This is a genomic window from Flavobacterium maritimum (assembly GCF_040049085.1).
Classification (GTDB): Bacteria; Bacteroidota; Bacteroidia; order Flavobacteriales; family Flavobacteriaceae; genus Flavobacterium; species Flavobacterium maritimum.
In genome coordinates this window covers 41325-62317 of record NZ_JBDLZY010000007.1, presented here as the reverse complement: position 1 = coordinate 62317, position 20993 = coordinate 41325, and the positions used below count along the sequence as shown (strand labels likewise).

The window sequence follows — 20993 nt, the reverse complement described above, 5'->3', positions numbered from 1 at the left end:
TAAGCAATATAGAATGAGCAAAATACATATATACATACTGTTACTTTTTCTGGGATTAGGTGTTCAAAATTCATACAGTCAAGTTTATAAGTTTAAAACTTCAGGTTTTAGTGTTTTAGAAAAAACTGAAAAAGGGAAATGGGGAAAATGGTCCGATTTGGATTTAGTTAATATTGTAGTTTCCCTTGATACGGACAAAAACAGAATTGTTGTTTATTCTCAAATTATTCAGTTGTTTGAGATTGTAGAATATCAGAGCAGAGAAGAAAACGATACTGATATTGTGTATTCATTTACCTGTAAGGATAACGACGGCGTTGATTGTACTCTTTCGATTATTACTAGAAAAAAGCAGGATAACAGAAAGCAGCTGTACATCAATTATGACGATCGAATCCTAGTCTATAATATCTTTAATGTCTAATATATGAAAAGTCGCTAAAAGCGACTTTTTTTGTTTTGGGAAAAGGGAAAATCTAAAAAGAAAATCTGATTTAGGAGATTCAGTTATTCGATATCTTTAATGAATTCATCGTATTCTAAATAGAACAACTCCAGGGCACTCATTTTTTCGTTGTAAAAATCAAAAATTTCATCCCAATAGTTACGATTGCTTACGCTTACTCCCTGTTTTTCAACCCAAATACGGCTGATAGTTTTACCGTTTTCGAGATTAAATTCTTTTTCGAATACCAAATCCTGAATGAATTCTTCTTCTAGAATATTTTTTAAAGCTTCTAATTTTTCAAAATAGGCAATTCTTTTACCCTCGTTACGATGCTCAATATCAATTAAAACTTGAGCCTTTTTATTATCTACATAAAATTTAAAAGAGAAATCTTTGATTTTGGTATCATATAACAACCATTTTCTTGGATATTTTTCGGCGAAAGTAATCCAGAATTCTCGTTTTAATCTTTGGGTTTCTTCTTTACTGTACATCTATAGTGACTTTTGGTTGTAGAAAACTTGTGAAATTGTATTTTCTAAACTATATTTAGGTGTTATTTTGTATGCAAAAATAGACTTTGATTATGGATTTCCAAGAATTTTTACGGTATGTTCCTAAATTAATTGATGCAAGGCTTCCTGCCTTTGAAGCGCACGTTAAAATGGCGCCTTTAGAGCGAATTGAAAGTTTAAAAAGTATCAATATTGGAGACAAGAATCCGAGGACAGCTGCGGTTATGATGTTGTTTTATCCCAAAAATGATGAAACGCATTTGGTACTGATTGTCAGGAATTCTTACAAAGGTGTTCACTCGGCACAAATTGCATTTCCTGGCGGTAAATATGAAGCGGGAGATGAAAATTTTGCAAAAACAGCACTCCGTGAAACACATGAAGAAGTAGGGATTCATCCTGAAAAAATTGAGATTATAAAGTCCTTTACTGAATTATACATCCCGCCCAGTAATTTTATAGTGCATCCTTTTCTGGGAATCTGTAAAGAGGAAATTATGTTTTTTCCGGATCCTTCTGAAGTGGCCGATATCATCGAGTTGCCGCTGTCTGTCTTTTTGAGTGATGCTATTATCGTAGATACAAAGCTGTCCACTTCTTATGCCGAAAATATCAGAGTTCCTGCTTTTGAAATCGAAAAACATATGGTTTGGGGGGCTACTGCCATGATGTTGAGTGAATTGAAAGAGGTTTTGAAAGAAGTAATGGACACCGGGTTTTAATATTAATTTAATGTTAAAAAATAGTAAAAAACATCAGGAATAAATTTTGTAAATTCGCCAATTCAATATAAAATAAACATATTTTTATGGGATTATTTAAAAGAAATCCTTTTGGGCACATATTATTTATAAAAAAATGGCTGATCCGAATTTTTGGAGCGATTACCCATAGACGTTATCGAGGTTTTAACGAATTGCAAATAGAAGGTTCAGAAATTATAAGGACTTTGCCGGATAACAACGTGCTTTTTATATCCAATCACCAAACTTATTTTGCCGATGTTGTGGCCATGTTCCATGTTCTGAATGCCAGTTTAAGCGGAAGAGAGGATTCCATCAAAAATGTATGTTATTTATGGCAACCGAAGATGAACATCTACTATGTTGCTGCCAAAGAAACGATGCAGGCGGGTTTATTGCCAAGAATTTTAGCCTATGCCGGAGCAATAACCGTAGAGCGGACCTGGAGGGCCAAAGGTGTTGATGTGGCCGAAAAAAGAGATATAAATCCAAACGATACAGAAAATATTAAAATTGCCCTAGCAGATGGTTGGGTAATTACTTTTCCTCAGGGAACAACAAAATCATTTAAGCCTGTACGCAAAGGGACAGCCCATATTATTAAACAACACAAACCAATCGTTATTCCTATTGTTATAGATGGTTTCCGCCGTTCATTTGATAAGAAAGGTCTCCGAATGAAAAAGAAGGGGATTCTTCAATCGTTTATCATCAAAGAACCTTTAGATATTGATTACGATAATGATACTATAGATCAAATTGTAGAAAAAGTAGAATATGCTATCGAACAGCATCCTTCGTTTTTAAAGGTTATCCCGGCTGAGGAACTAAAAGAGCAAGAAGAATTAAACAAAACCCGTAAGTGGGATTATTAATAAAAAAAAGAGTTTGCTGCAGCAAACTCTTTTTTTTATAGAATTATAGATCAATCTTTTTTAACTCTTTATAATTGGCATACAATCGTCTAAGTAGTATTCCGTACAGTAATCTGTAAAATAGCCAGAAAACACCGAAAAAGGCTACTGTAATCACCGATAGAAGAACAATTGTAATCACCATTGCTTTTCCGTTAGTGGCAATTTTATCTTTCAAATCATTTACTTCCGGATTATAAGTAAAAGCAATAACAAAGCCAATGATCAAACTCACAACAATCATGGCCAAATTATACCAAACATAGCATTGAACCGTTTTACGGGTTTTTAAGATGTCTTTCATCAATTGCTTTGTGGAGGCTGTTGCTGAAATCGTAATATAGTTTTTATAGAATAAGTAGATGAAAACGATAATCACAGCATAATTGAAATAGGTAAATCCGTTGAAAACAGCTATTAATTCATCATGTTTTAATTTTTTAAAGTATTCATCAGTGTTAAAAAATACGCTGACCGAAGTCCATAACAGGATTTCTAAAATACTGATAATTAAAATCCACTTCACAATCGAAGAAGATTTACGGTGTATCATTTTGTAAATTTCAGTTTCCGAAATCTGTTTAAAAGAATTATCATTCTTTTGCCAGTCTTTTTTCAATAAATCCAGTTCTTTCATGCTCCTAATGGATTTAATATTTTTTTTAATTTCCCTTTAATCCTATTCATTTTTACCCTTGCATTTACTTCGCTAATCCCCAATGTTTCTGCTATTTCCGTATAATCCTTATCTTCCAGATACATAAAAACAAGTGCTTTTTCAATATCATTGAGTTGGTAAACGGCTTTATACATGAGTTTTATCTGTTCTTCCTCTTCGTAATTGTATTCTATATCATGGGTGAAATGTTGCCGTCCTTCATACTCAATGGTGCTTATTGATCTTTTGGTTTTCCGGTACAAAGTGATGGCTGTATTCAAAGCGACTCGATAGGCCCAAGTAGAAAATTTGCTATCGCCCCGAAATTTGGGAAATGCTTTCCATAACTGAATCGTGATTTCCTGAAACAAATCCTTGTGCGCATCATCACCATTAGTGTACAATCTACAAATCTTGTGGATTATATTCTGGTTTTCCTGCAATTGCTTTACAAAAGAATGTTCTAAATTATGACTCATACTTTACGTTAGTATCCAAAAACGGATTTTGTTACAAAATAGGACTTTTTTTAGGAGCATAAAATTTTCAATACCCAATCAGCAGTTGTCCCGCTTTCTGTTTCCATCTTACGAGCCGAACCCCGGCTCATAAGGATTTACACGACAAACGAAGTCCACTGAACTCCACTTAAAATAGAAATTAAGTGAAGTAATCGGGGCTAATCGAGAAATTTTCGTATTCTTAATACTATTTCCAAAAGAGGAAAACAACTACTTTTCAGTTCTTCATAAATAGTAACCTTTGTGCGCTCGTGTCTTTACGATTAGAAATAGGTATATGTTTAAAAAGCTTATAGTTCCTTTTCTTTATAATAATTAACCATCAAATTCACAAATTTACTATAACCTTCCATGCCGTCTTTTTGTTGGTTTAATTTCAGAAAATTGTCATAAAAAGTATGAAAACCGGTCTCAATTGGTGTTTCATATTGTTTCCAGAAATCCTCGCTTTCCTGATAGTTTTTTAGAATTCCGGGATGAACGGTTTTTAGTAATTGCTGAAATATTTTCTCGTCACGAGCTTGCCAGTTGCCTAAACAATATCGCAAGGCAAAACTGTATCCCGAATATTGAAAGTACAAATCATCATTTTTTACCGATGCCATAAAACCAATAAAATTACATTCGCTCTCGCTGGCATATCCCATTTGATGCGCCATTTCGTGACAACTTGTAGTTGGAGAATTATACATGGGCATCAAATAATTGACTTGCGCTTCATTGGTAAACGGATTCAAATAACCGCCAAAGCCCATATAGGTCAACGGCAGGCTGATGATTGATTTTTTCGCACTTAAATTCTCGTATGAAAAATAGGAATAGTTCTTAGATAAGTTTTTATAGCCATTCAAATTCATCTCAAAAACTTGTTCCTGCGAGTAGGGAAATACTATTTTTAAACTGTCATTTTGTGTAATCTGATATTGTATAGCATTGGTTTTTGCAATTAGTCTTTTGGTAAAAATCAATAAATCGGCATCTGTATAGTCTCTTTGAATTTCCATTTTCTCAAAAAGCGGTTGACGGTAATAATTGAATCCCCAAAGAAGGTGAAACAAAAAATAAAAAACGGAAACAAAACTCATAATGCTCAGTACATTATTTTTCCATTCCAGCTTCCAGGATTTTCGTTTGTTCCAAAACCAAATCAAAACAGCAATGATGACAATGAAATAAATGCAATCTCCGACAGAAAAAGGAATTTTACCCAATACAATCCTTGAAAATCGGGAAATGATCGGATATAGACCGTTACTATACATCTGTTCTGTAAATTCTGGAAAAAACGGAATAATCTGCAGAACAAGTATTTGGACTATTAGAAAGGAAGGAAGAAAATATTTTGATTGCACTTGATAAATTTTGATACTGTAAATATAATTACAATATCAATTAGTGCCGAAAAGAATATAAACTTTGTAACTTTGAAGCTTAGAAATGTTAAACTTCAAACAAATATAAATGAGCCAAGAAATAAGAAATCTGGAGCCTAAAGCACTTTGGAATAAGTTCGCCGATTTAAATGCAGTACCTCGTCCTTCAAAAAAAGAAGAACGTGTAATTGAGTTTATGAAAAATTTTGGAAACAGTCTGGGATTGGAAACTTTTGAAGATGAAATTCGCAACGTAATTATCCGTAAGCCGGCAACTGTAGGAATGGAGAACCGTAAAGCGATTGTGCTTCAAGGGCATTTGGATATGGTGCATCAAAAAAATGCGGATACTGTATTTGATTTTGATACGCAAGGAATCGAAATGTATGTTGATGGAGATTGGGTACGTGCCAGAGGAACTACACTTGGTGCTGATAATGGACTTGGCGTCGCTGCTATTATGGCTATTCTGGAAAGTACAGAGATACCGCATCCAGCTATTGAAGCTTTATTTACTATCGATGAAGAGACTGGTATGACTGGTGCTTTGAATTTAAAAGGAGGGATTCTTCAAGGTCAGATTCTTTTGAATTTAGATACTGAGGAAGATGATGAAATTGATATTGGTTGCGCCGGAGGAATTGATGTTACCGCAACTGCCGAGTATGATGAAGAGGAAACTCCTGAAGGTTCGGTAGGATATACTATTACCGTAAAAGGATTGAAAGGTGGGCATTCGGGAATGGATATTCATAAAGGTTTGGGTAATGCCAATAAAATCATGAACCGATTATTGTTTGATGGTTTTGATAATTTTGGTTTGCAGATTGCCGAAATAAAAGGAGGAAGTTTGCGAAATGCGATTCCTAGAGAAAGTGTTGCAAAAGTAATCATTGCAGAAGTATATGATGAAGCTTTCGTTTTTGATATGCAACAGATTGTAAATGAAATCAAAACCGAGTTTAAAACGACAGAGCCTAGTTTAGAGGTTATTTTTGAAAAAATGGATGTAACTCCAGCAAAAGTAATGCCTTCTATCGCTCAGTTTTATTTCGTTAGAGCCATGTATACCGCTCATAATGGAGTGTACAGAATGAGTGCTGATTTTGATAATTTGGTAGAAACCTCTAATAATATTGCTAAAGTAGTATTGGGTGAAGGGCAACTTTCTGTTCAATGTTTAACACGTTCTTCTGTTGAAACATCCAAATTTGATTTGGCTAACGCTTTACGTTCTGCTTTTGAATTAATGGGTTGTGAAGTGGAATTTTCAGGATCATATCCTGGATGGACACCCAATTCAAAATCAGAGATATTGGATGTTTTAGTTGGGATTTATGAAAAACAACATAATGAGAAGCCTAAAGTTGTGGCTTGTCATGCCGGACTGGAATGTGGGATTCTGGGAACAAACTATCCGGATATGGATATGATTTCTTTTGGACCAACCATTCACGGAGCACATTCACCAGACGAAAGAGCAAGTATTTCTTCTGCTCAGAAATTCTGGAAATTTGTAGTGGAAATTTTAGCGAACATTCCTGCTAAATAGAATTCAGTTTATAGTTACAGTTTTCAGTCGCAACTTTATTAAAGGTACGACTGGAAACTGAGACTGAAACTGATTTTTTTTAATCCCTTTTTGGACTATTTTTCTTTTCTCTTTTTTCTTCTTTCTTTTCCTTAGCGGTTTTAAGGGGTTCTTTTTTTACGGTTTTTTTTGCGTCTTGACTTTTTGCCATGGTGGTATGTTTTAAATGTTAATCTTCAATTATTTAAGTAAATATAGATGATTTCTTTGTGCAAAACAGATTTTTCTTCCAAATAAAAAATCCTCAATTACGAACTAACATAATCAAGGATTGATTTATTTTTTAATTAAAAGAGTAACAGAACAGCGAAGGCAAAAATCTTATTTTTTCTTCAAAATCTTATATTCTTCATAACAGGAACTGATTGCATCCATTATTTGTAAATCGTTTGCTGTTTGTATAAAGGATTCTGAGTAGTTGCAACGTTGCAATATTTCGGATATTTCCTTTACTTCAATTCCCAGAAGAACAGCAATAGTTTCTCTGTCGTATTTTGATTCCAGAAGCTTTCGGACCGTGTCGTCTTTCTTCATTTCTTTAAGTTTCTTGAGTTCTTTTGGATTTTTACCAAAGAAATTATAGAGGACATCGGCGGGATTAAATATGGAACCCAAAACTTTTCCGAATGCATCGGGCGAATATTCACCTGCTTCATATCCTTGTGTTAAACCAGAAATACTGTATCGGTAATTTTCTTTTGTGGGGATTAATTTAGAATCGACTTCCAGATAACCAGTTAAGTTAAAAGGCCTGATGACAACTTCTTCGAGTGCAATTGCTTTTTCGGTAAGACGAATTCGTGTTGTTTTATTTTTTATCCAGTCGTTTGTAACTCTGACTCTCAATGATTGAAAACCTAAAATGGTAAAATGTAAAGTATCACCTTGTTGAACGTTTATTTCAAAGTATCCATTTATGTCAGAAGTAGCTCCTCTAACTTTATTGATGTTGATGACGTTTACATTAGGTAAAGGAAGGTTTGTGTCGTCGTTTATTATCGTTCCGGATACTCTTTGAGAAAGTTCAATTTCTTGCGCAATAGTGGTGGTTGCAGATAATAGTAGAAAAAAGAAAACTACAAAATATTTCATAAGCTAATTTAAAACTTTAAAAGTAGTAAATCAGGATTAAATATTTTGTAGTTTCCGAATATAATTATAAGAAAATTAACAGTAAATGTTAGTCTCTTCTTGGTCTTCTTGGTCTTGGTGAATCACCAAAGCTTTCAGAACGTCTTGGGGCTCTTTCAGAAGAACCTTCTCTTGGAGCTCTTTCAGAAAAACCACCTTCTCTTCTTGGAGCAGATCCTCTGTCGCTTCTGAAACCACCTTCTCTTGGAGCAGCGTTTCTGTCGCTTCTAAAACCACCACCAGAACCTTCTCTTCTTGGAGCGAAATTACCTTCTCTTCTTGGAGCTGAACTTCTTCCGCCGAAACCACCACCAGAATTTCTTCCGTTATGGTCACGTCTTCCACCACCGTCATTTTTAGAAATTTCAACATTGATTCTACGTCCTTCTAATTGTACGTTGTTCAATACTTCCATTACTTTATCAGTGTGTTCCGGATCAGTGTTAAAGAAAGAGAAACCTTCTTTTACATCTACTTTGAAAACGTCATCACGACCTAGGTCTAATGTTTCTTTCAAGTAATCTTTTAATGACATCCAGTCAAAATTATCTCTCGAACCAATGTTCACGAAATATCTGGTAGCACCACCATTATTATTTTCTCTTGGAGCACCCTCTCTACCATCACGTTCACGTCTGTCTGAACCTGAAGATTGAGCAGAAATGTCTCTGTTTTTCTTGTAATAATTGATAAAACGGTTGAACTCTACAGAAACCATTTTCTTGATTAATTCTTCTTTCGTTAATCCTTCAAGAACATTGTTGATTGCAGGAAGGTAGTTGTCAATTTCGTGATCAACTTCAGTATCTTTAATCTTATTGGCTAAGTGCAATAATTGGATTTCGCAGATTTCAATTCCAGAAGGGATTGTTTTTTCTTCGAATTTTTGTTTGATGATTCTTTCGATAGAAGAAATCTTGCGCAATTCACTTTTAGTTACAATCACAATAGAAGTACCTAATTTACCTGCACGACCTGTACGACCAGAACGGTGGTTATAGGTTTCGATTTCGTCAGGTAATTGGTAATTTACTACGTGAGTTACATTGTCAACGTCAATTCCACGAGCAGCAACATCAGTAGCTACAAGCATTTGGATTTGTCTTCCTCTAAAAGATTTCATTACACCATCACGTTGTGCTTGAGATAAATCTCCGTGCAAAGCGGCAGCGCTGTAACCATCTTCAATTAATTTTTCGGCAACAGCTTGTGTATCACGTTTTGTTCTACAGAAAACTACTGAGAAAATGTCTGGATTAGCATCGGCTAAACGTTTCAAAGCTTCGTAACGGTCACGTGCATTTACAAGGTAAAATTCGTGAGAAACCGTTGCTGAACCTGAGTTTTTAGCACCAACTGTAATTTCTAAAGGCTCATGCATGAATTGTTTTGCAATTCTTGCAACCTCTTGTGGCATTGTTGCAGAGAACAACCATGTGCTTTTTTCGTCTGGAGATGTAGAAAGGATGTTTACGATGTCTTCGTAGAATCCCATGTTCAACATTTCATCAGCTTCATCAAGAACACAATAGTTGATTTGAGAAATGTTTACCAATCCTCTGTTAATCATATCTTGCATTCTACCCGGAGTAGCCACAATAATTTGTGCTCCTCTCTTAATGTCTCTAGCTTGCTCTGTAATACTTGCTCCACCGTAAACTGCTACTACATTAATACCTTTTTCGTATTTAGAGTAGTTTTTAATTTCGTTGGTAATCTGCAAACAAAGTTCGCGAGTTGGAGATAAAATTAATGCTTGTGTATTTCTGTTGTTGGCATCAATTTTCTGAATTAGCGGAAAACCAAAAGCTGCCGTTTTCCCTGTCCCTGTCTGAGCCAACGCAACCATATCTGTGTCTTTTTCCAATAATAGGGGAATCGCTTTCTCCTGTACTTCGGTCGGATTTTCAAATCCTAGATCTAAAATCGCCTTCAGTAACGATTCACTTAATCCTAATTGTTCAAATTTATTCATATGTATTTTTAAAATAGGGTGCAAAATTACTGTTAATAATTCATATAAACTAATGCTATTTTAAGATTTAGTGTTTTATTATGATTTGATTATCAGAAAGTTATATTTTTGTTGCCCGATTTGCAATTTCGAAAATAAGAATTTGGCTTAAAATAATACCTATAAATTTAAAATTTAGAATAAAATATGTTGTATTTTAAACAATTAATTCTGTTCTTTTAAAAAGTGGATTAATTGCTGTGTGGCTTTGCCTCTGTGACTTATTTTATTTTTAATTTCTAATGCTAATTGGGCAAAGGTTTCCTCGTACTCTTCGGGTTGAAAAATAGGGTCGTAACCAAAGCCTTGGTTTCCTGCTTTTTCTAAAGTGATTGTACCAGATGCAATACCTGTAAAAAGATGTTGTTTACCATTAATGTTCAATGCTATAACGGTTTTGAATTGTGCTTTTCGGTTTGTTTGGTCAGATAATGCCTCCAGTAATTTATTCATATTATCCTCAGCATTACGTTGTTCTCCTGCGTATCGTGCGGAATAAACTCCTGGCTCCCCGTTCAAAGATTCTACTTCAAGGCCAGTATCATCTGCAAAACAGTCATAACCATACTTGTCGGTTACGTAATTGGCTTTTAAAATAGCATTTCCTTCTAAAGTTGCTGCAGTTTCCGGAATGTCTTCTATGCAGCCAATATCTTCTAAACTTAGAATTTTGATGGTTTCAGGTAGCATACTTTGTATTTCCAAGATTTTATTCTTGTTATTGGAAGCGAAGACGAGTTGCATGTTTGTTTTTATTTGTGATTTTGTGCAAAGGTAGCAAATTTTTAAGCTGGAATGAGTCGAATGAAAAGATGTAATTGGATTGATAATTTGAGATCGATTCTTTTTGAAAGACTGAAAATCCTTAGAGAGTATTTTTGTTAATCTATTTATCTATAGGTATTTATGTTGTAAATTAGATGGGGTTTTTCAAAATGGCAGTTTTAACTTAAAACAATAAGATTATGAAAAAAGTAAGTGTTTTATTCGTGTTGGTTTTAGCTTTTGCTATGACTTTTGTTTCTTCCTGCGGTAATGATGACAATGATTCTCCAAATCCTGTGACAGCTACTGTTGAAGGGAAATGGAATTTCTCTAAAATGTCTACTGTACTTAATGGAGTGCCCTCTGCGGAAGAAGATTATGATGATAATGAACCAGGATGCCCAAAAGATTTTATAGAACTAAAATCTGGAGGTGTTTATAATGACGGTGATTACTATAATTCGGAGTGTCAATTGGAAACTTCTACTGGTACATGGTCAAAAAGTGGTTCTATTATAACCATTACGGGAGATGGGATTTCAATTCCTTTAGAAGTGGTAAGTGTGTCAAGTACTGTTTTAAAAGTAAAATATTCAGAAACATTTGAAGGGGATACTTATGTGGTATTTATAACTTTAACGAAAGCATAATTTCAGATGTAGGGTTTGTTCTGATTTTGAGCTTATAGGGCGCAACCTCGGAAAATGTTATTTTTGAACATAGAATTGTGAATGTAAATTGTATTATAAAATTGCGTGAAAGGAAAAATTAACTCTTTTTTAAAGATTGCAAAGTAGCAAGTTAATTGTGAGTTAAAGTGTTTATTTTTAATTAATTAGTTGTTATTTGTCGTATCTTTGAGTGTGGTTTTGATTAATTACTTGAGTTGTCTGTATTATAGTGATATATGATAATTCATAATCGACCCTACTAGTAACAGTATGAGTTAATATTGGTAAATCAAAACCACAACAATCGGAGGCCCTTCAAAAAGGCCTCCTTTTTTTGTGTCATATCTTGACCTATTATAGTTTTATTTGTAAAGTTTGGGGGTCATCAGACTACCATAAATGGAGTAAAAAGCTATTCAGAAATCGGTGTGGTCAGTATTGGAAATCAAGGTGTTAAATGTTGGTTAAAACCTTGTTTTACAATTGTTTTGGCGAAAGTAAATCGTATCTTTGAGTGTGATTTTGATTAATTACTTGAGTATATCGATCTTACAATAAGATATGATAATTCAATAGTCAGCTATACAATTATAGTATGAGTTGATAATGGTAAATCAGAATCAACAACTGGAGGACTCAAAAGGTCCTCCTTTTTTGTTGTCAATTTTGGGATGTTAACTAATTGTATTTTTGATGGTTCTAACTAAAGCGTAATCGCACATATACATGTTTAATTCCTTTTTTATCAGATTCTCTTTCGTCTATTTCAAGAATATCAGTTAGGGATTTCAGCATTGGGGTTAGTTTTGAAAAACCATAATTTCGGGGATCAAATTCCGGTTTTTTCTTTACAATAAGATTACCCACATCTCCAAGGAATGCCCAGCCATCATCATCACATATGTCTTCTATTGTTGCTTCAATCAGTTCGATGGTATGTAAATCTATTTTACTAAGGGATTTTTCAACGGGTTTCTCAACGGGTTTTTTAGTGTCGGTAGATCGTTTTGGTAATTTCTTTTTAATGGCTCCATCCAAGACTTCAATGTAAACGAATCGGTCACAGGCCACAATAAATGAATTTGGGGTTTTTTGTTCACCAATACCAATGACTTTCATGCCCGATTCTCTGAGTCGGATGGCTAAACGTGTAAAATCGGAATCACTGGAAACAATACAAAAACCATCGACTTTATCCGAATATAATAAATCCATGGCGTCGATGATCATGGCAGAATCCGAAGAATTTTTTCCTACCGTATAACTGTATTGTTGAATAGGTGTAATGGCATGTTCTAATAAAACACTTTTCCAGCCTCCGGCATTGGGCTTTGTCCAATCGGCATAAATACGTTTGGTGGTTGGAGTTCCGAACTTGGCGATTTCCTCCATCATCCCTTTTACATTGCTGTAAGGAACATTGTCAGCATCAATGAGTACGGCAAGTTTTAATTCTTTTTCGTCTTGTGACATAATTTATTGTATTGATTTTTTACAATTGACATAAGGTTTGCAATTGCGTCTCAAATATACGAAGTTTCTCGTTTGTAAGCTCCTGAAGTTTCGTGATTAGCCCTGATCGGAATAAAAAGCCTTGACGCAAGAAAACCTATTTTTTCTTGTGCTGTCTGAGCGACCATAGGAAGCTCCTGACAGCGCATTAGAAAAAAAGGTTTTTCAAGGAGAGCTTGTCATGGAGAGCAGGAAAAAGCTCCTGATAGTCATTAGAATAAACCTCTGAAAATAATTTTGCTTTCGACACCGTAATAAATTATAAATAATTATTTTTGCAACTTCTTAAAAAAATATAATACTTCAAATATATTATGGTAAAAGATTTATTCGAAAGAATTCAAAACAATAAAGGACCATTAGGAAAATGGGCCTCGCAAGCAGAGGGTTATTTTGTTTTTCCAAAATTGGAAGGAGAATTGGGACCGAGAATGAAATTTCAAGGAAAAGAGGTTTTGAACTGGAGTTTGAATGACTATTTGGGTCTTGCAAATCATCCAGAAGTTCGTAAAGCAGATGCGGATGCAGCTATTGAATATGGTGCTGCTGCCCCAATGGGTGCGCGTATGATGAGTGGACATACTAAATATCATGAGCAATTAGAGAATGAATTGGCTGCTTTTGTAATGAAAGAATCAGCTTATTTATTGAATTTTGGTTACCAAGGAATGGTGTCCATCATTGATGCCTTAGTTACCAGAAATGACGTAATTGTTTACGATGTTGATGGTCACGCTTGTATTATTGACGGTGTTCGTTTACACAGTGGAAAACGTTTTACTTACAAGCACAACGACATTGAAAGTATGGAGAAAAACCTGCAACGTGCCACGAAATTAGCCGAAGAAACTGGAGGAGGAATTCTTTTTATTACCGAAGGTGTTTTTGGAATGCGTGGTCAGCAAGGAAAGTTGAAAGAGATTGTTGAAATGAAAAAGAAATACAATTTCCGTCTTTTAGTAGATGATGCACACGGTTTTGGAACACTTGGTAAAACAGGTGCCGGAGCAGGCGAGGAGCAAGGCTGTCAAGATGGAATTGATGTTTACTTCTCTACATTTGCCAAATCAATGGCTAACATTGGTGCTTTTGTGGCCGCCGATAAAGATATTATCGATTACTTGAAATACAATTTGCGTTCTCAAATGTTTGCCAAAGCTTTACCAATGATCCAAACGATTGGTTCTTTGAAACGTTTGCAATTGTTGCGTGAGAACCCAGGATTGAAAAACAAATTATGGGAAAATGTAAATGCTTTGCAAAATGGTTTGAGAAGCAAAGGATTTAATATTGGCGATACCAATACTTGCGTGACACCAGTTTACTTGGAAGGAAGTGTGCCGGAAGCGATGGTAATGGTGAATGACTTAAGAGAAAATTACGGTATTTTCTTGTCGATAGTAATTTATCCGGTTATTCCAAAAGGAATGATTTTATTGCGTGTAATTCCTACTGCTTCGCATACATTGGAAGATATTGATGAAACACTTACTGCTTTTGAAGCTATCCGTGAAAAATTAGAAAACGGTACATATAAAGAAATTGCAAGTAGAACTACAGTTGATTTGGACGCGTAGTTTAATCCCAAAAGGACAAACTGTTTTAGTTTTAAAAAAAAATCCTGAGTATTAACTCAGGATTTTTTTATGTTTGAAAATTTACAAATTCTTTATAAAAGTACATCTGCGTTTGTTTACAACCGGATCAAAATGTTTCCACAAATTAATACTGGCAGCGTTATCCGCTAATTCAGGAGTTCTGAAACAATTTACAATACCCTTTTCTTTAAAAGTTTCGTAGTATTCCTTGAAAATGATAGCTGTTACTGCCTTATTTTGGTATTCAGGAAGAACGCCAATAAGATAAAAGAGTACATCCTTACTTTGTTTTTTTGCTTTAAGCAAATGAAGGAATCCAAAAGGGAATAATTTTCCCTTTGTTTTTTGAAGCGCTTCAGAAAATGAAGGCATTACAATACTGAAAGCAACAATATTGTGATCTTTGTCTTCTACGAATTTGATAAATTCCGGATTGATGAAACTGATGTATTTTTTCTTGAAATATTCTTTTTGCGTATCAGAAATGGCTACAAATGAAGACAAGGAAGCATAGGACGCGTTGAATAAATCGAACATTTTGTCCACATGGGGCATCACTTCTTTGGTGCTTTTGAAATTAAGAGGAGATAATTGGTACCTTTTCTTAACCAGCTCGTTTGCCTTTTCGAAAAATTCAGGTCTAACATTTGAAAAAGGGAATTTACTTTCGATGTATTCTTTCTCTTTAACATAACCTAATTGCTCGAAGTGAGTCGCATAATAAGGATGATTGTACCAGGTAACCATAGTTCCCATTTCATTAAAACCTTCGGTGAGAACACCTACTTTATCCAGATTGGAGAATCCCATTGGGCCTTCTACATGTTCTAAATTATTTTTTCGGCCTAATTCGTAGACTTTTTCTAAAAGTGCCTTTGTTACTTCAATGTCGTCAATTACTTCAAACCAGCCAAATCGTACTTTCTTTTTTTGTTGGTCATTCACCTCGCTCCAATTGATAATAGCTGCAATTCGACCCACCATTTGATTGTTTTTGTGAGCGGTATAAAAATAGGCTTCCGCATTTTCAAAAGAAGGATTTTTTGTTTTATCAAAGCTTTCCAGTTCATCAGCGATGATTGGCGGAACCCAGTATTTATTGTCTTTGTATAGAGAAAAAGGGAATTTTATAAATTCGGTTAATTCTTTTTTTGTTTTAGCTTCTTGTATGGTAATCATTGAGAAAATGTTTTATTTTGAGCAAGGCCACGAATATAACTAACTTATTGCTGAATAAAAAAAAATCTAACTAAAAAGCCCTATTTTAAAGCTTTTTAGTTAGATTTTTAAAAGGGAATTCCTCTAAAATAGTTAGCGATCGAATCTTCTATAGAGATTAATCAAAATTTGTTTTTCGTTTTCTTTCTTGCTCTTGGTAATTTTTCTCTTTGGATGATTTTTCTTTTGGTTTGTCAATTCGGACTTCCTTGTATTTGGCATCATAGCGCCAAGAAAAACCGAATCCGCCATAAATCATCGATGGTGTATCTTTCAGACTGGTGCTTATGGATGCATCTATTTGTATGTTCTTGTTTATCAGGTAAGCTGCCCCGCCTCTAAGAATGGCGTCGCTGTAAAAATCACTGCTGAAGCCTTGGTTTTCAATAAAACTAGACCATTTATCATTGATTCCTTTGGTTAAGGTTAGTATATAGCCATAACTCGGATAGTCAGTTGTGATGTAATCGCCGATAATGTTGGTTACAAAAACCCAGCTTCCGTCACCAAAATGATTTTGTGTAATCAACATGATTTTTGGAGAAATACTGGATTCAGGAGAAAATGAATATGGATTGTCGTCGAATACAAAATTAGCTCCCGCAAACACAGAAACGGCAGGAATTAATTGATGCCAGTCGAAAGCATGATTCCCTTTCCAACTGTAGATATTAACCTCTCTTTTATAGTTTTTAAAGGGATCGTAAATCAAATATTTTGCTCCTAAATTGGTTTGCTTGAAATCGTTTTTATCGACTTTGCTGTACAAAGTGGTTACTTCTTCGTTTTGGTATTGTATGTCGGCAATCAATTCTAATTTTTCCTTAAACAAGCCCCATCTTAGAGTAGCATCCAGTCCAAAACCATTGGCATCATAATTCAATAAACTATGATTTTCAGTAATGGCATAAACCCCAGTCTCTACTTGAATAACGGATTTTCCCACTGCAAATGCCGACATGGTTTCACCAGGTCTGTTGGAGTTAATTTGGTCGGTGTACTGTCCGTAATGAATAAACGGAATCATGAAAAGAGCGATAAAAAGTATTTTTTTTATTTTGAACATATAAAATTTTATTTGAAAAAGAATAACGCATTTCAAATGTACTTTATTTTATTATTTATTTAAGAATGATATTTTAATTTTGAACGTTTGATTTATTAATTTTGGAAAAAATTATTTGATTATGCAAACAGCGTCTTTTACTGGTTTTATAAAAGCATTATTTTGGATGCTTGCTTTCTATTACATTTTTAAATTTTTGGCTAAATTATTTTTGCCTCTATTAGTTAAAAAAGTAGTGGAAAAAGCCGGGCAAAATTTTCAACAGCAACAGCAACAATATTCACAGGATAATTCATGGCAGACAACTGCAAGTAAAGATGAAATTATCTATAATACCACTAATGCTAAAAATCCTCGTGAAACCAAAAAAGTGGGAGATTACGTTGATTACGAAGAAATAGATTAAATTTGCCGTAAAATAGCAAGCTTTATACTATTAATCCAAATCTTTTTAAATTGAAAATACTTAATAAGTTCTACCCACACGCTTTAGCCATACTTGGTTTTGTTCTCATTTCTCTTATTTATTTTTATCCTGTATTGCAAGGAAAACAAATTTCCCAATCGGATATTGCCCAATATACCGGGATGGCCAAAGAGCAAAACGATTTTAGAGCCACAGAGCATGTAGAACCTTATTGGACCAATTCTGCTTTTGGAGGAATGCCAACCTATCAATTAGGAGCTAAATACCCTCACGATTATATCGGTGCTGTTGATGATGTTTTACGATTTTTACCTCGTCCGGCTGACTATTTATTTTTGTACTTTATTGGGTTTTACGGACTTCTATTGGTTTTAAAAATTGATCCTCTCAAAGCCTTTTTCGGAGCTATAGCCTTTGGATTCTCAACATATTTAATTATAATTTTGGGTGTTGGCCATAATGCCAAAGCGCATGCTATTGCTTATATGCCACTGGTTATCGCCGGTTTTATTTTGGTCTTTCAGAAGAAATATATTTTGGGTGGATTAATTACCTTATTTGCTACTGCATTGGAAATTAATGCCAATCACTTTCAAATGACGTATTACCTTTTGATTTTCTTATTGATACTTACCGCTTATTTTATTTATAAAGCTGTAAAGGATAAGGAATACAAATCGCTGTTGTATTCGTTTGGAGTTCTGGCGGTAGCCGGAATTTTTGCTGTTGGTGCCAATGCCACTAATTTATTGGCAACAGCCGAATATGCGAATTTCAGTACACGTGGAAAAAGCGAATTGACTTTTAATCCTGACGGTTCTAAAATAGAAGGGAACAGTGCTTTGTCCAGAGAATATATTACAGAATACAGTTACGGAATCACCGAAAGTTTTAATTTGATTGCTCCAAGACTTTTTGGAGGTTCTAATAATGAAGCTGTAGGGACAGACAGTAAAATGTATGAATTCATGATTGGACAAGGAGTGCCGGAAGCACAAGCAGCTGATTTTGTTTCGGGAATGCCTACGTATTGGGGAGATCAACCAATCGTTGCGGCACCGGCTTATATTGGAGTTGTCGTTTTCTTTTTGGCAATCTTGGCTTTATTTATCGATAAGAGAAAAATTAAATATGTTTTTTTCGGGGGAGCAATGGTTGCATTGGTACTGTCCTGGGGAAAAAATTTCGCGCTACTGACAGACTTTTTTATTGATTATGTTCCCATGTACAATAAGTTTAGAGCGGTTTCCTCAATTCAGGTAATTCTGGAATTGTGTTTTCCTGTTCTGGCCATTATGGGATTACAATCCTTTTTTAAATTAGAAAAAGAGCAACAAACAAAAGGTTTGTTACAAGCAGGAACCTTCGGTTTAGGAGTTATCGTGATTCTGTTTTTGAGCAAAAGTATGTTCAGTTTTGCAGGAAGCAGTGACAGTTATTTTCTGGAAAGTTACGGTCCTGGATTTGTAGATGCACTTAAGGCAGACAGAATGAGTTTGTACAGTGCCGACTTGTTACGTTCTGCTTTCTTTATTGTTATTGCTGTTGGTGTTTTATGGCTATTTACAAAAAACAGACTGGCCCAAAACACTACAATAATTTTAGTGGGGCTTTTGATGATTTTTGACTTGTTTTTTGTGGATAAAAAGTATGTTTCGGGTAAAGATTTTGTGAGTGGAAGGGAAGTTGAAGTTCCTTTTCAGGAATCTCCTTCGGATGTAGAAATATTGAAAGATAAGTCACACTATAGAGTTTTTGAAGTAAACGGTAATTTAACAAGTGCCAGAGCATCCTATTTTCATAAATCATTAGGAGGCTATCATGCGGCAAAACCTAGACGAGTACAACAATTGTTTGATTACCAAATTTCTAAAAATAATATGGAAATTCTAAACATGCTTAATGTCAAGTATGTGATTCAAACTGATAAAGAAGGTAACGAATTTCCAACCTCGAATCCAAATGTAAACGGAAATGCATGGTTTGTTAGTCAAATAAAATTTGTTCAAACAGCAGATGAAGAAATGAAAGCTTTGGATAGTTTAGATTCTAAAAATGTTGCGGTATTAAATCAGTCTGAATTTGGTTCTATTTTTAAAAATGATGATACGGCTTTCGCCAAAGACAGTTCGGCTACGATAAAACTAGATGTTTATAAACCTAATTATTTAAAATATACCTCAGTAAATTCAAATAAAGGTTTAGCTGTTTTTTCTGAAATATATTATGAAAAAGGATGGAATGCCTTCATTGACGGAAAGGAAGTTTCTCATTTTAGAGTGGATTATGTTTTAAGAGCCTTGACTATTCCAGCTGGAAAACACACTATTGAATTCAAGTTTGAACCTCAAGTGGTAAAAACAGGAAGTACCATAACCTTGATTAGTTCAATTGGAATGTTGTTACTTTTAGCAGGTGGAATTTATTTCGAAAGAAAAAAAAATCTGTAGAGACGCACGTTAGAGACGCACTGCAGTAGAGATGTACTGCAGTGCGTCTTTACATAAAAATAAAAAATTGGCAGAACAAAAGAAACTTTTAATAATAACCTATTATTGGCCGCCGGCAGGAGGACCGGGCGTACAACGGTGGCTGAAATTTGTCAAATATTTACCTGATTTTGGTATTCAGCCGATTGTTTATATTCCGGAGAACCCGACTTATCCAATCGTTGATGAAAAATTGGTTAAAGATGTTTCAGAAAGTGCTATTATATTGAAGCAAAAGATTTTTGAACCCTACCAATTGGCTTCGTTTCTTTCGAAAAATAAAACAAAAAAGATCAGTTCAGGAATTATTCCGAATCAAAAAAAACAATCTTTTTTAGATAAAACCTTTCTTTGGATTCGGGGTAATCTTTTTATTCCGGATGCACGTGTGTTCTGGGTAAAACCTTCGGTTGCTTATTTGGAGAAATACATTCGGGAACATAATATTGATACCATTGTTACTTCGGGACCACCGCATAGTTTGCACCTGATTGGATTAGAATTAAAAGAAAAATTAAATGTAAAATGGTTCGCTGATTTTCGTGATCCATGGACAACCATTGGATATCATAAATCATTGCGACTGTCTGATTATGCAGCTAAGAAACACAAAGCATTAGAGCATCAGGTTTTGAATACTGCCGATACGATTATCGTAACCAGTAAAACTACCAAAACAGAATTTCAAGCAATTACAAAGAAACCTATTGCTGTTATAACCAATGGTTATGATACTGAAAATGTAGAGAAACAGACTTTGGATACAAAATTCAGTTTGGCACATATTGGTTCTTTTCTTTCTGAAAGAAATCCTTTGATTCTATGGGAAAGTCTGGTAGAATTGATCAATGAGGTTCCTAACTTCGGATCAAATTTAGAGATAAAGTTGATAGGAGCAGTGAGTCAGGAAGTACTGGAAACCATCTCGCAGTTTGGGTTGAATCCGCACTTGAATAATTTGGGCTATGTATCCCATAAGGAAGCGATCGCACATCAAAGAAAATCGCAGGTTTTGCTGCTTATCGAAATCAATTCAGAAGATACCAAAAGTATAATTCCAGGAAAATTATTTGAATATATGGTTTCCGGGAGACCGATTATTGCTATTGGACCTAAAGATTCTGATTTTGCAGAAATTATAACGACTACCAATACGGGCGTATTCTTTGAATATTCGGAGAAAATGAAACTAAAAAGTGTAATTTTGGACTTTTATAATCAGTTTTTGGAAGGGAAATTACAATCAAATGGAGTAGGTTTGCAGCATTATTCCAGAAAAAATCTAACCAAAGAGTTGGCTCAATTGATCCAATAGATAGTCTGAGTTCTTGCAACCTTA

19 protein-coding genes are annotated in these 20993 nt (G+C 34.6%); 9 read left to right on the top strand and 10 right to left on the bottom strand.

The window, feature by feature from the left end; all coding sequences use genetic code 11:
- Nucleotides 1-13 precede the first annotated feature (13 nt).
- Nucleotides 14-424 (top strand): hypothetical protein, encoded by a 411-nt coding sequence (locus ABEB23_RS15460; protein ID WP_348813525.1) that lies wholly within the window; start codon nucleotides 14-16, stop codon nucleotides 422-424.
- A gap of 83 nt (nucleotides 425-507) precedes the next feature.
- Here ABEB23_RS15460 and ABEB23_RS15455 read toward each other — a convergent pair whose 3' ends face one another.
- On the bottom strand, nucleotides 508-942 hold the full coding sequence (locus tag ABEB23_RS15455) for a DUF4268 domain-containing protein (RefSeq protein WP_348813524.1): 435 nt from the start codon (nucleotides 940-942) through the stop codon (nucleotides 508-510).
- A gap of 92 nt (nucleotides 943-1034) precedes the next feature.
- Here ABEB23_RS15455 and ABEB23_RS15450 point away from each other — a divergent pair, with 92 nt between their 5' ends.
- Both ABEB23_RS15450 and ABEB23_RS15445 read left to right on the top strand, forming a co-directional pair.
- Nucleotides 1035-1685 carry an NUDIX hydrolase gene (locus tag ABEB23_RS15450; protein ID WP_348813523.1) on the top strand — a complete coding sequence of 217 codons (651 nt, stop codon included), beginning with the start codon at nucleotides 1035-1037 and terminating at the stop codon, nucleotides 1683-1685.
- A gap of 86 nt (nucleotides 1686-1771) precedes the next feature.
- On the top strand, nucleotides 1772-2581 hold the full coding sequence (locus ABEB23_RS15445; protein WP_348813522.1) for a lysophospholipid acyltransferase family protein: 810 nt from the start codon (nucleotides 1772-1774) through the stop codon (nucleotides 2579-2581).
- Nucleotides 2582-2624: 43 nt separating this feature from the next.
- Here the strand turns inward: ABEB23_RS15445 and ABEB23_RS15440 are convergent, their stop codons facing one another.
- The 3 genes from ABEB23_RS15440 to ABEB23_RS15430 form a co-directional block, all read right to left on the bottom strand.
- Nucleotides 2625-3257: a DUF8845 family protein gene (locus ABEB23_RS15440; RefSeq protein WP_348813521.1), complete on the bottom strand. Its 633-nt coding sequence runs from the start codon at nucleotides 3255-3257 to the stop codon at nucleotides 2625-2627.
- Nucleotides 3254-3757 carry an RNA polymerase sigma factor gene (locus ABEB23_RS15435; protein ID WP_348813519.1) on the bottom strand — a complete coding sequence of 168 codons (504 nt, stop codon included), beginning with the start codon at nucleotides 3755-3757 and terminating at the stop codon, nucleotides 3254-3256. Before ABEB23_RS15435 ends, ABEB23_RS15440 begins: the two co-directional genes overlap by 4 nt.
- A gap of 332 nt (nucleotides 3758-4089) precedes the next feature.
- Complete coding sequence (locus ABEB23_RS15430) at nucleotides 4090-5151, bottom strand: DUF3810 domain-containing protein (protein WP_348813518.1); 1062 nt, start codon at nucleotides 5149-5151, stop codon at nucleotides 4090-4092.
- Between the two features lie 109 nt (nucleotides 5152-5260).
- Between ABEB23_RS15430 and ABEB23_RS15425 the strand changes: the two genes are divergently transcribed.
- Nucleotides 5261-6724, top strand: coding sequence for an aminoacyl-histidine dipeptidase (locus ABEB23_RS15425; RefSeq protein WP_348813517.1), 1464 nt, complete (start codon nucleotides 5261-5263; stop codon nucleotides 6722-6724).
- A gap of 360 nt (nucleotides 6725-7084) precedes the next feature.
- Here the strand turns inward: ABEB23_RS15425 and ABEB23_RS15420 are convergent, their stop codons facing one another.
- From ABEB23_RS15420 to ABEB23_RS15410, 3 genes are all read right to left on the bottom strand, one after another.
- Nucleotides 7085-7855: a carboxypeptidase-like regulatory domain-containing protein gene (locus ABEB23_RS15420; protein ID WP_348813516.1), complete on the bottom strand. Its 771-nt coding sequence runs from the start codon at nucleotides 7853-7855 to the stop codon at nucleotides 7085-7087.
- A gap of 88 nt (nucleotides 7856-7943) precedes the next feature.
- On the bottom strand, nucleotides 7944-9869 hold the full coding sequence (locus ABEB23_RS15415; RefSeq protein WP_348813515.1) for a DEAD/DEAH box helicase: 1926 nt from the start codon (nucleotides 9867-9869) through the stop codon (nucleotides 7944-7946).
- A 204-nt stretch (nucleotides 9870-10073) separates the two neighbouring features.
- Nucleotides 10074-10652 (bottom strand): non-canonical purine NTP diphosphatase, encoded by a 579-nt coding sequence (locus ABEB23_RS15410; RefSeq protein ID WP_348813514.1) that lies wholly within the window; start codon nucleotides 10650-10652, stop codon nucleotides 10074-10076.
- Nucleotides 10653-10873: 221 nt separating this feature from the next.
- On the opposite strand from ABEB23_RS15410, the gene ABEB23_RS15405 reads away from it, so the two are divergent.
- On the top strand, nucleotides 10874-11323 hold the full coding sequence (locus tag ABEB23_RS15405; protein WP_348813513.1) for a lipocalin family protein: 450 nt from the start codon (nucleotides 10874-10876) through the stop codon (nucleotides 11321-11323).
- Nucleotides 11324-12043: 720 nt separating this feature from the next.
- On the opposite strand, the gene ABEB23_RS15400 is transcribed toward ABEB23_RS15405, so the two are convergent.
- A complete protein-coding gene (locus tag ABEB23_RS15400; RefSeq protein ID WP_348813512.1) occupies nucleotides 12044-12817 on the bottom strand; it encodes an NYN domain-containing protein in 774 nt (257 codons plus the stop codon).
- Between the two features lie 353 nt (nucleotides 12818-13170).
- Between ABEB23_RS15400 and capB the strand changes: the two genes are divergently transcribed.
- Nucleotides 13171-14433: a cysteate-C-fatty acyltransferase gene (capB, locus tag ABEB23_RS15395; protein WP_348813510.1), complete on the top strand. Its 1263-nt coding sequence runs from the start codon at nucleotides 13171-13173 to the stop codon at nucleotides 14431-14433.
- A gap of 81 nt (nucleotides 14434-14514) precedes the next feature.
- Here the strand turns inward: capB and ABEB23_RS15390 are convergent, their stop codons facing one another.
- Nucleotides 14515-15633 (bottom strand): GTP cyclohydrolase, encoded by a 1119-nt coding sequence (locus ABEB23_RS15390; RefSeq protein ID WP_348813509.1) that lies wholly within the window; start codon nucleotides 15631-15633, stop codon nucleotides 14515-14517.
- Nucleotides 15634-15790: 157 nt separating this feature from the next.
- Nucleotides 15791-16738 (bottom strand): transporter, encoded by a 948-nt coding sequence (locus ABEB23_RS15385; protein WP_348813508.1) that lies wholly within the window; start codon nucleotides 16736-16738, stop codon nucleotides 15791-15793.
- A 121-nt stretch (nucleotides 16739-16859) separates the two neighbouring features.
- On the opposite strand from ABEB23_RS15385, the gene ABEB23_RS15380 reads away from it, so the two are divergent.
- From ABEB23_RS15380 to ABEB23_RS15370, 3 genes are all read left to right on the top strand, one after another.
- On the top strand, nucleotides 16860-17144 hold the full coding sequence (locus tag ABEB23_RS15380) for a DUF4834 family protein (protein WP_348813507.1): 285 nt from the start codon (nucleotides 16860-16862) through the stop codon (nucleotides 17142-17144).
- Between the two features lie 50 nt (nucleotides 17145-17194).
- The gene (locus ABEB23_RS15375; RefSeq protein WP_348813506.1) at nucleotides 17195-19615 is read left to right on the top strand and encodes a YfhO family protein; all 2421 of its coding nucleotides are present in this window, start codon (nucleotides 17195-17197) and stop codon (nucleotides 19613-19615) included.
- A gap of 67 nt (nucleotides 19616-19682) precedes the next feature.
- Nucleotides 19683-20969, top strand: a complete 1287-nt coding sequence (locus ABEB23_RS15370; RefSeq protein ID WP_348813505.1) for a glycosyltransferase family 4 protein — start codon at nucleotides 19683-19685, stop codon at nucleotides 20967-20969.
- Nucleotides 20970-20993 lie beyond the last annotated feature (24 nt).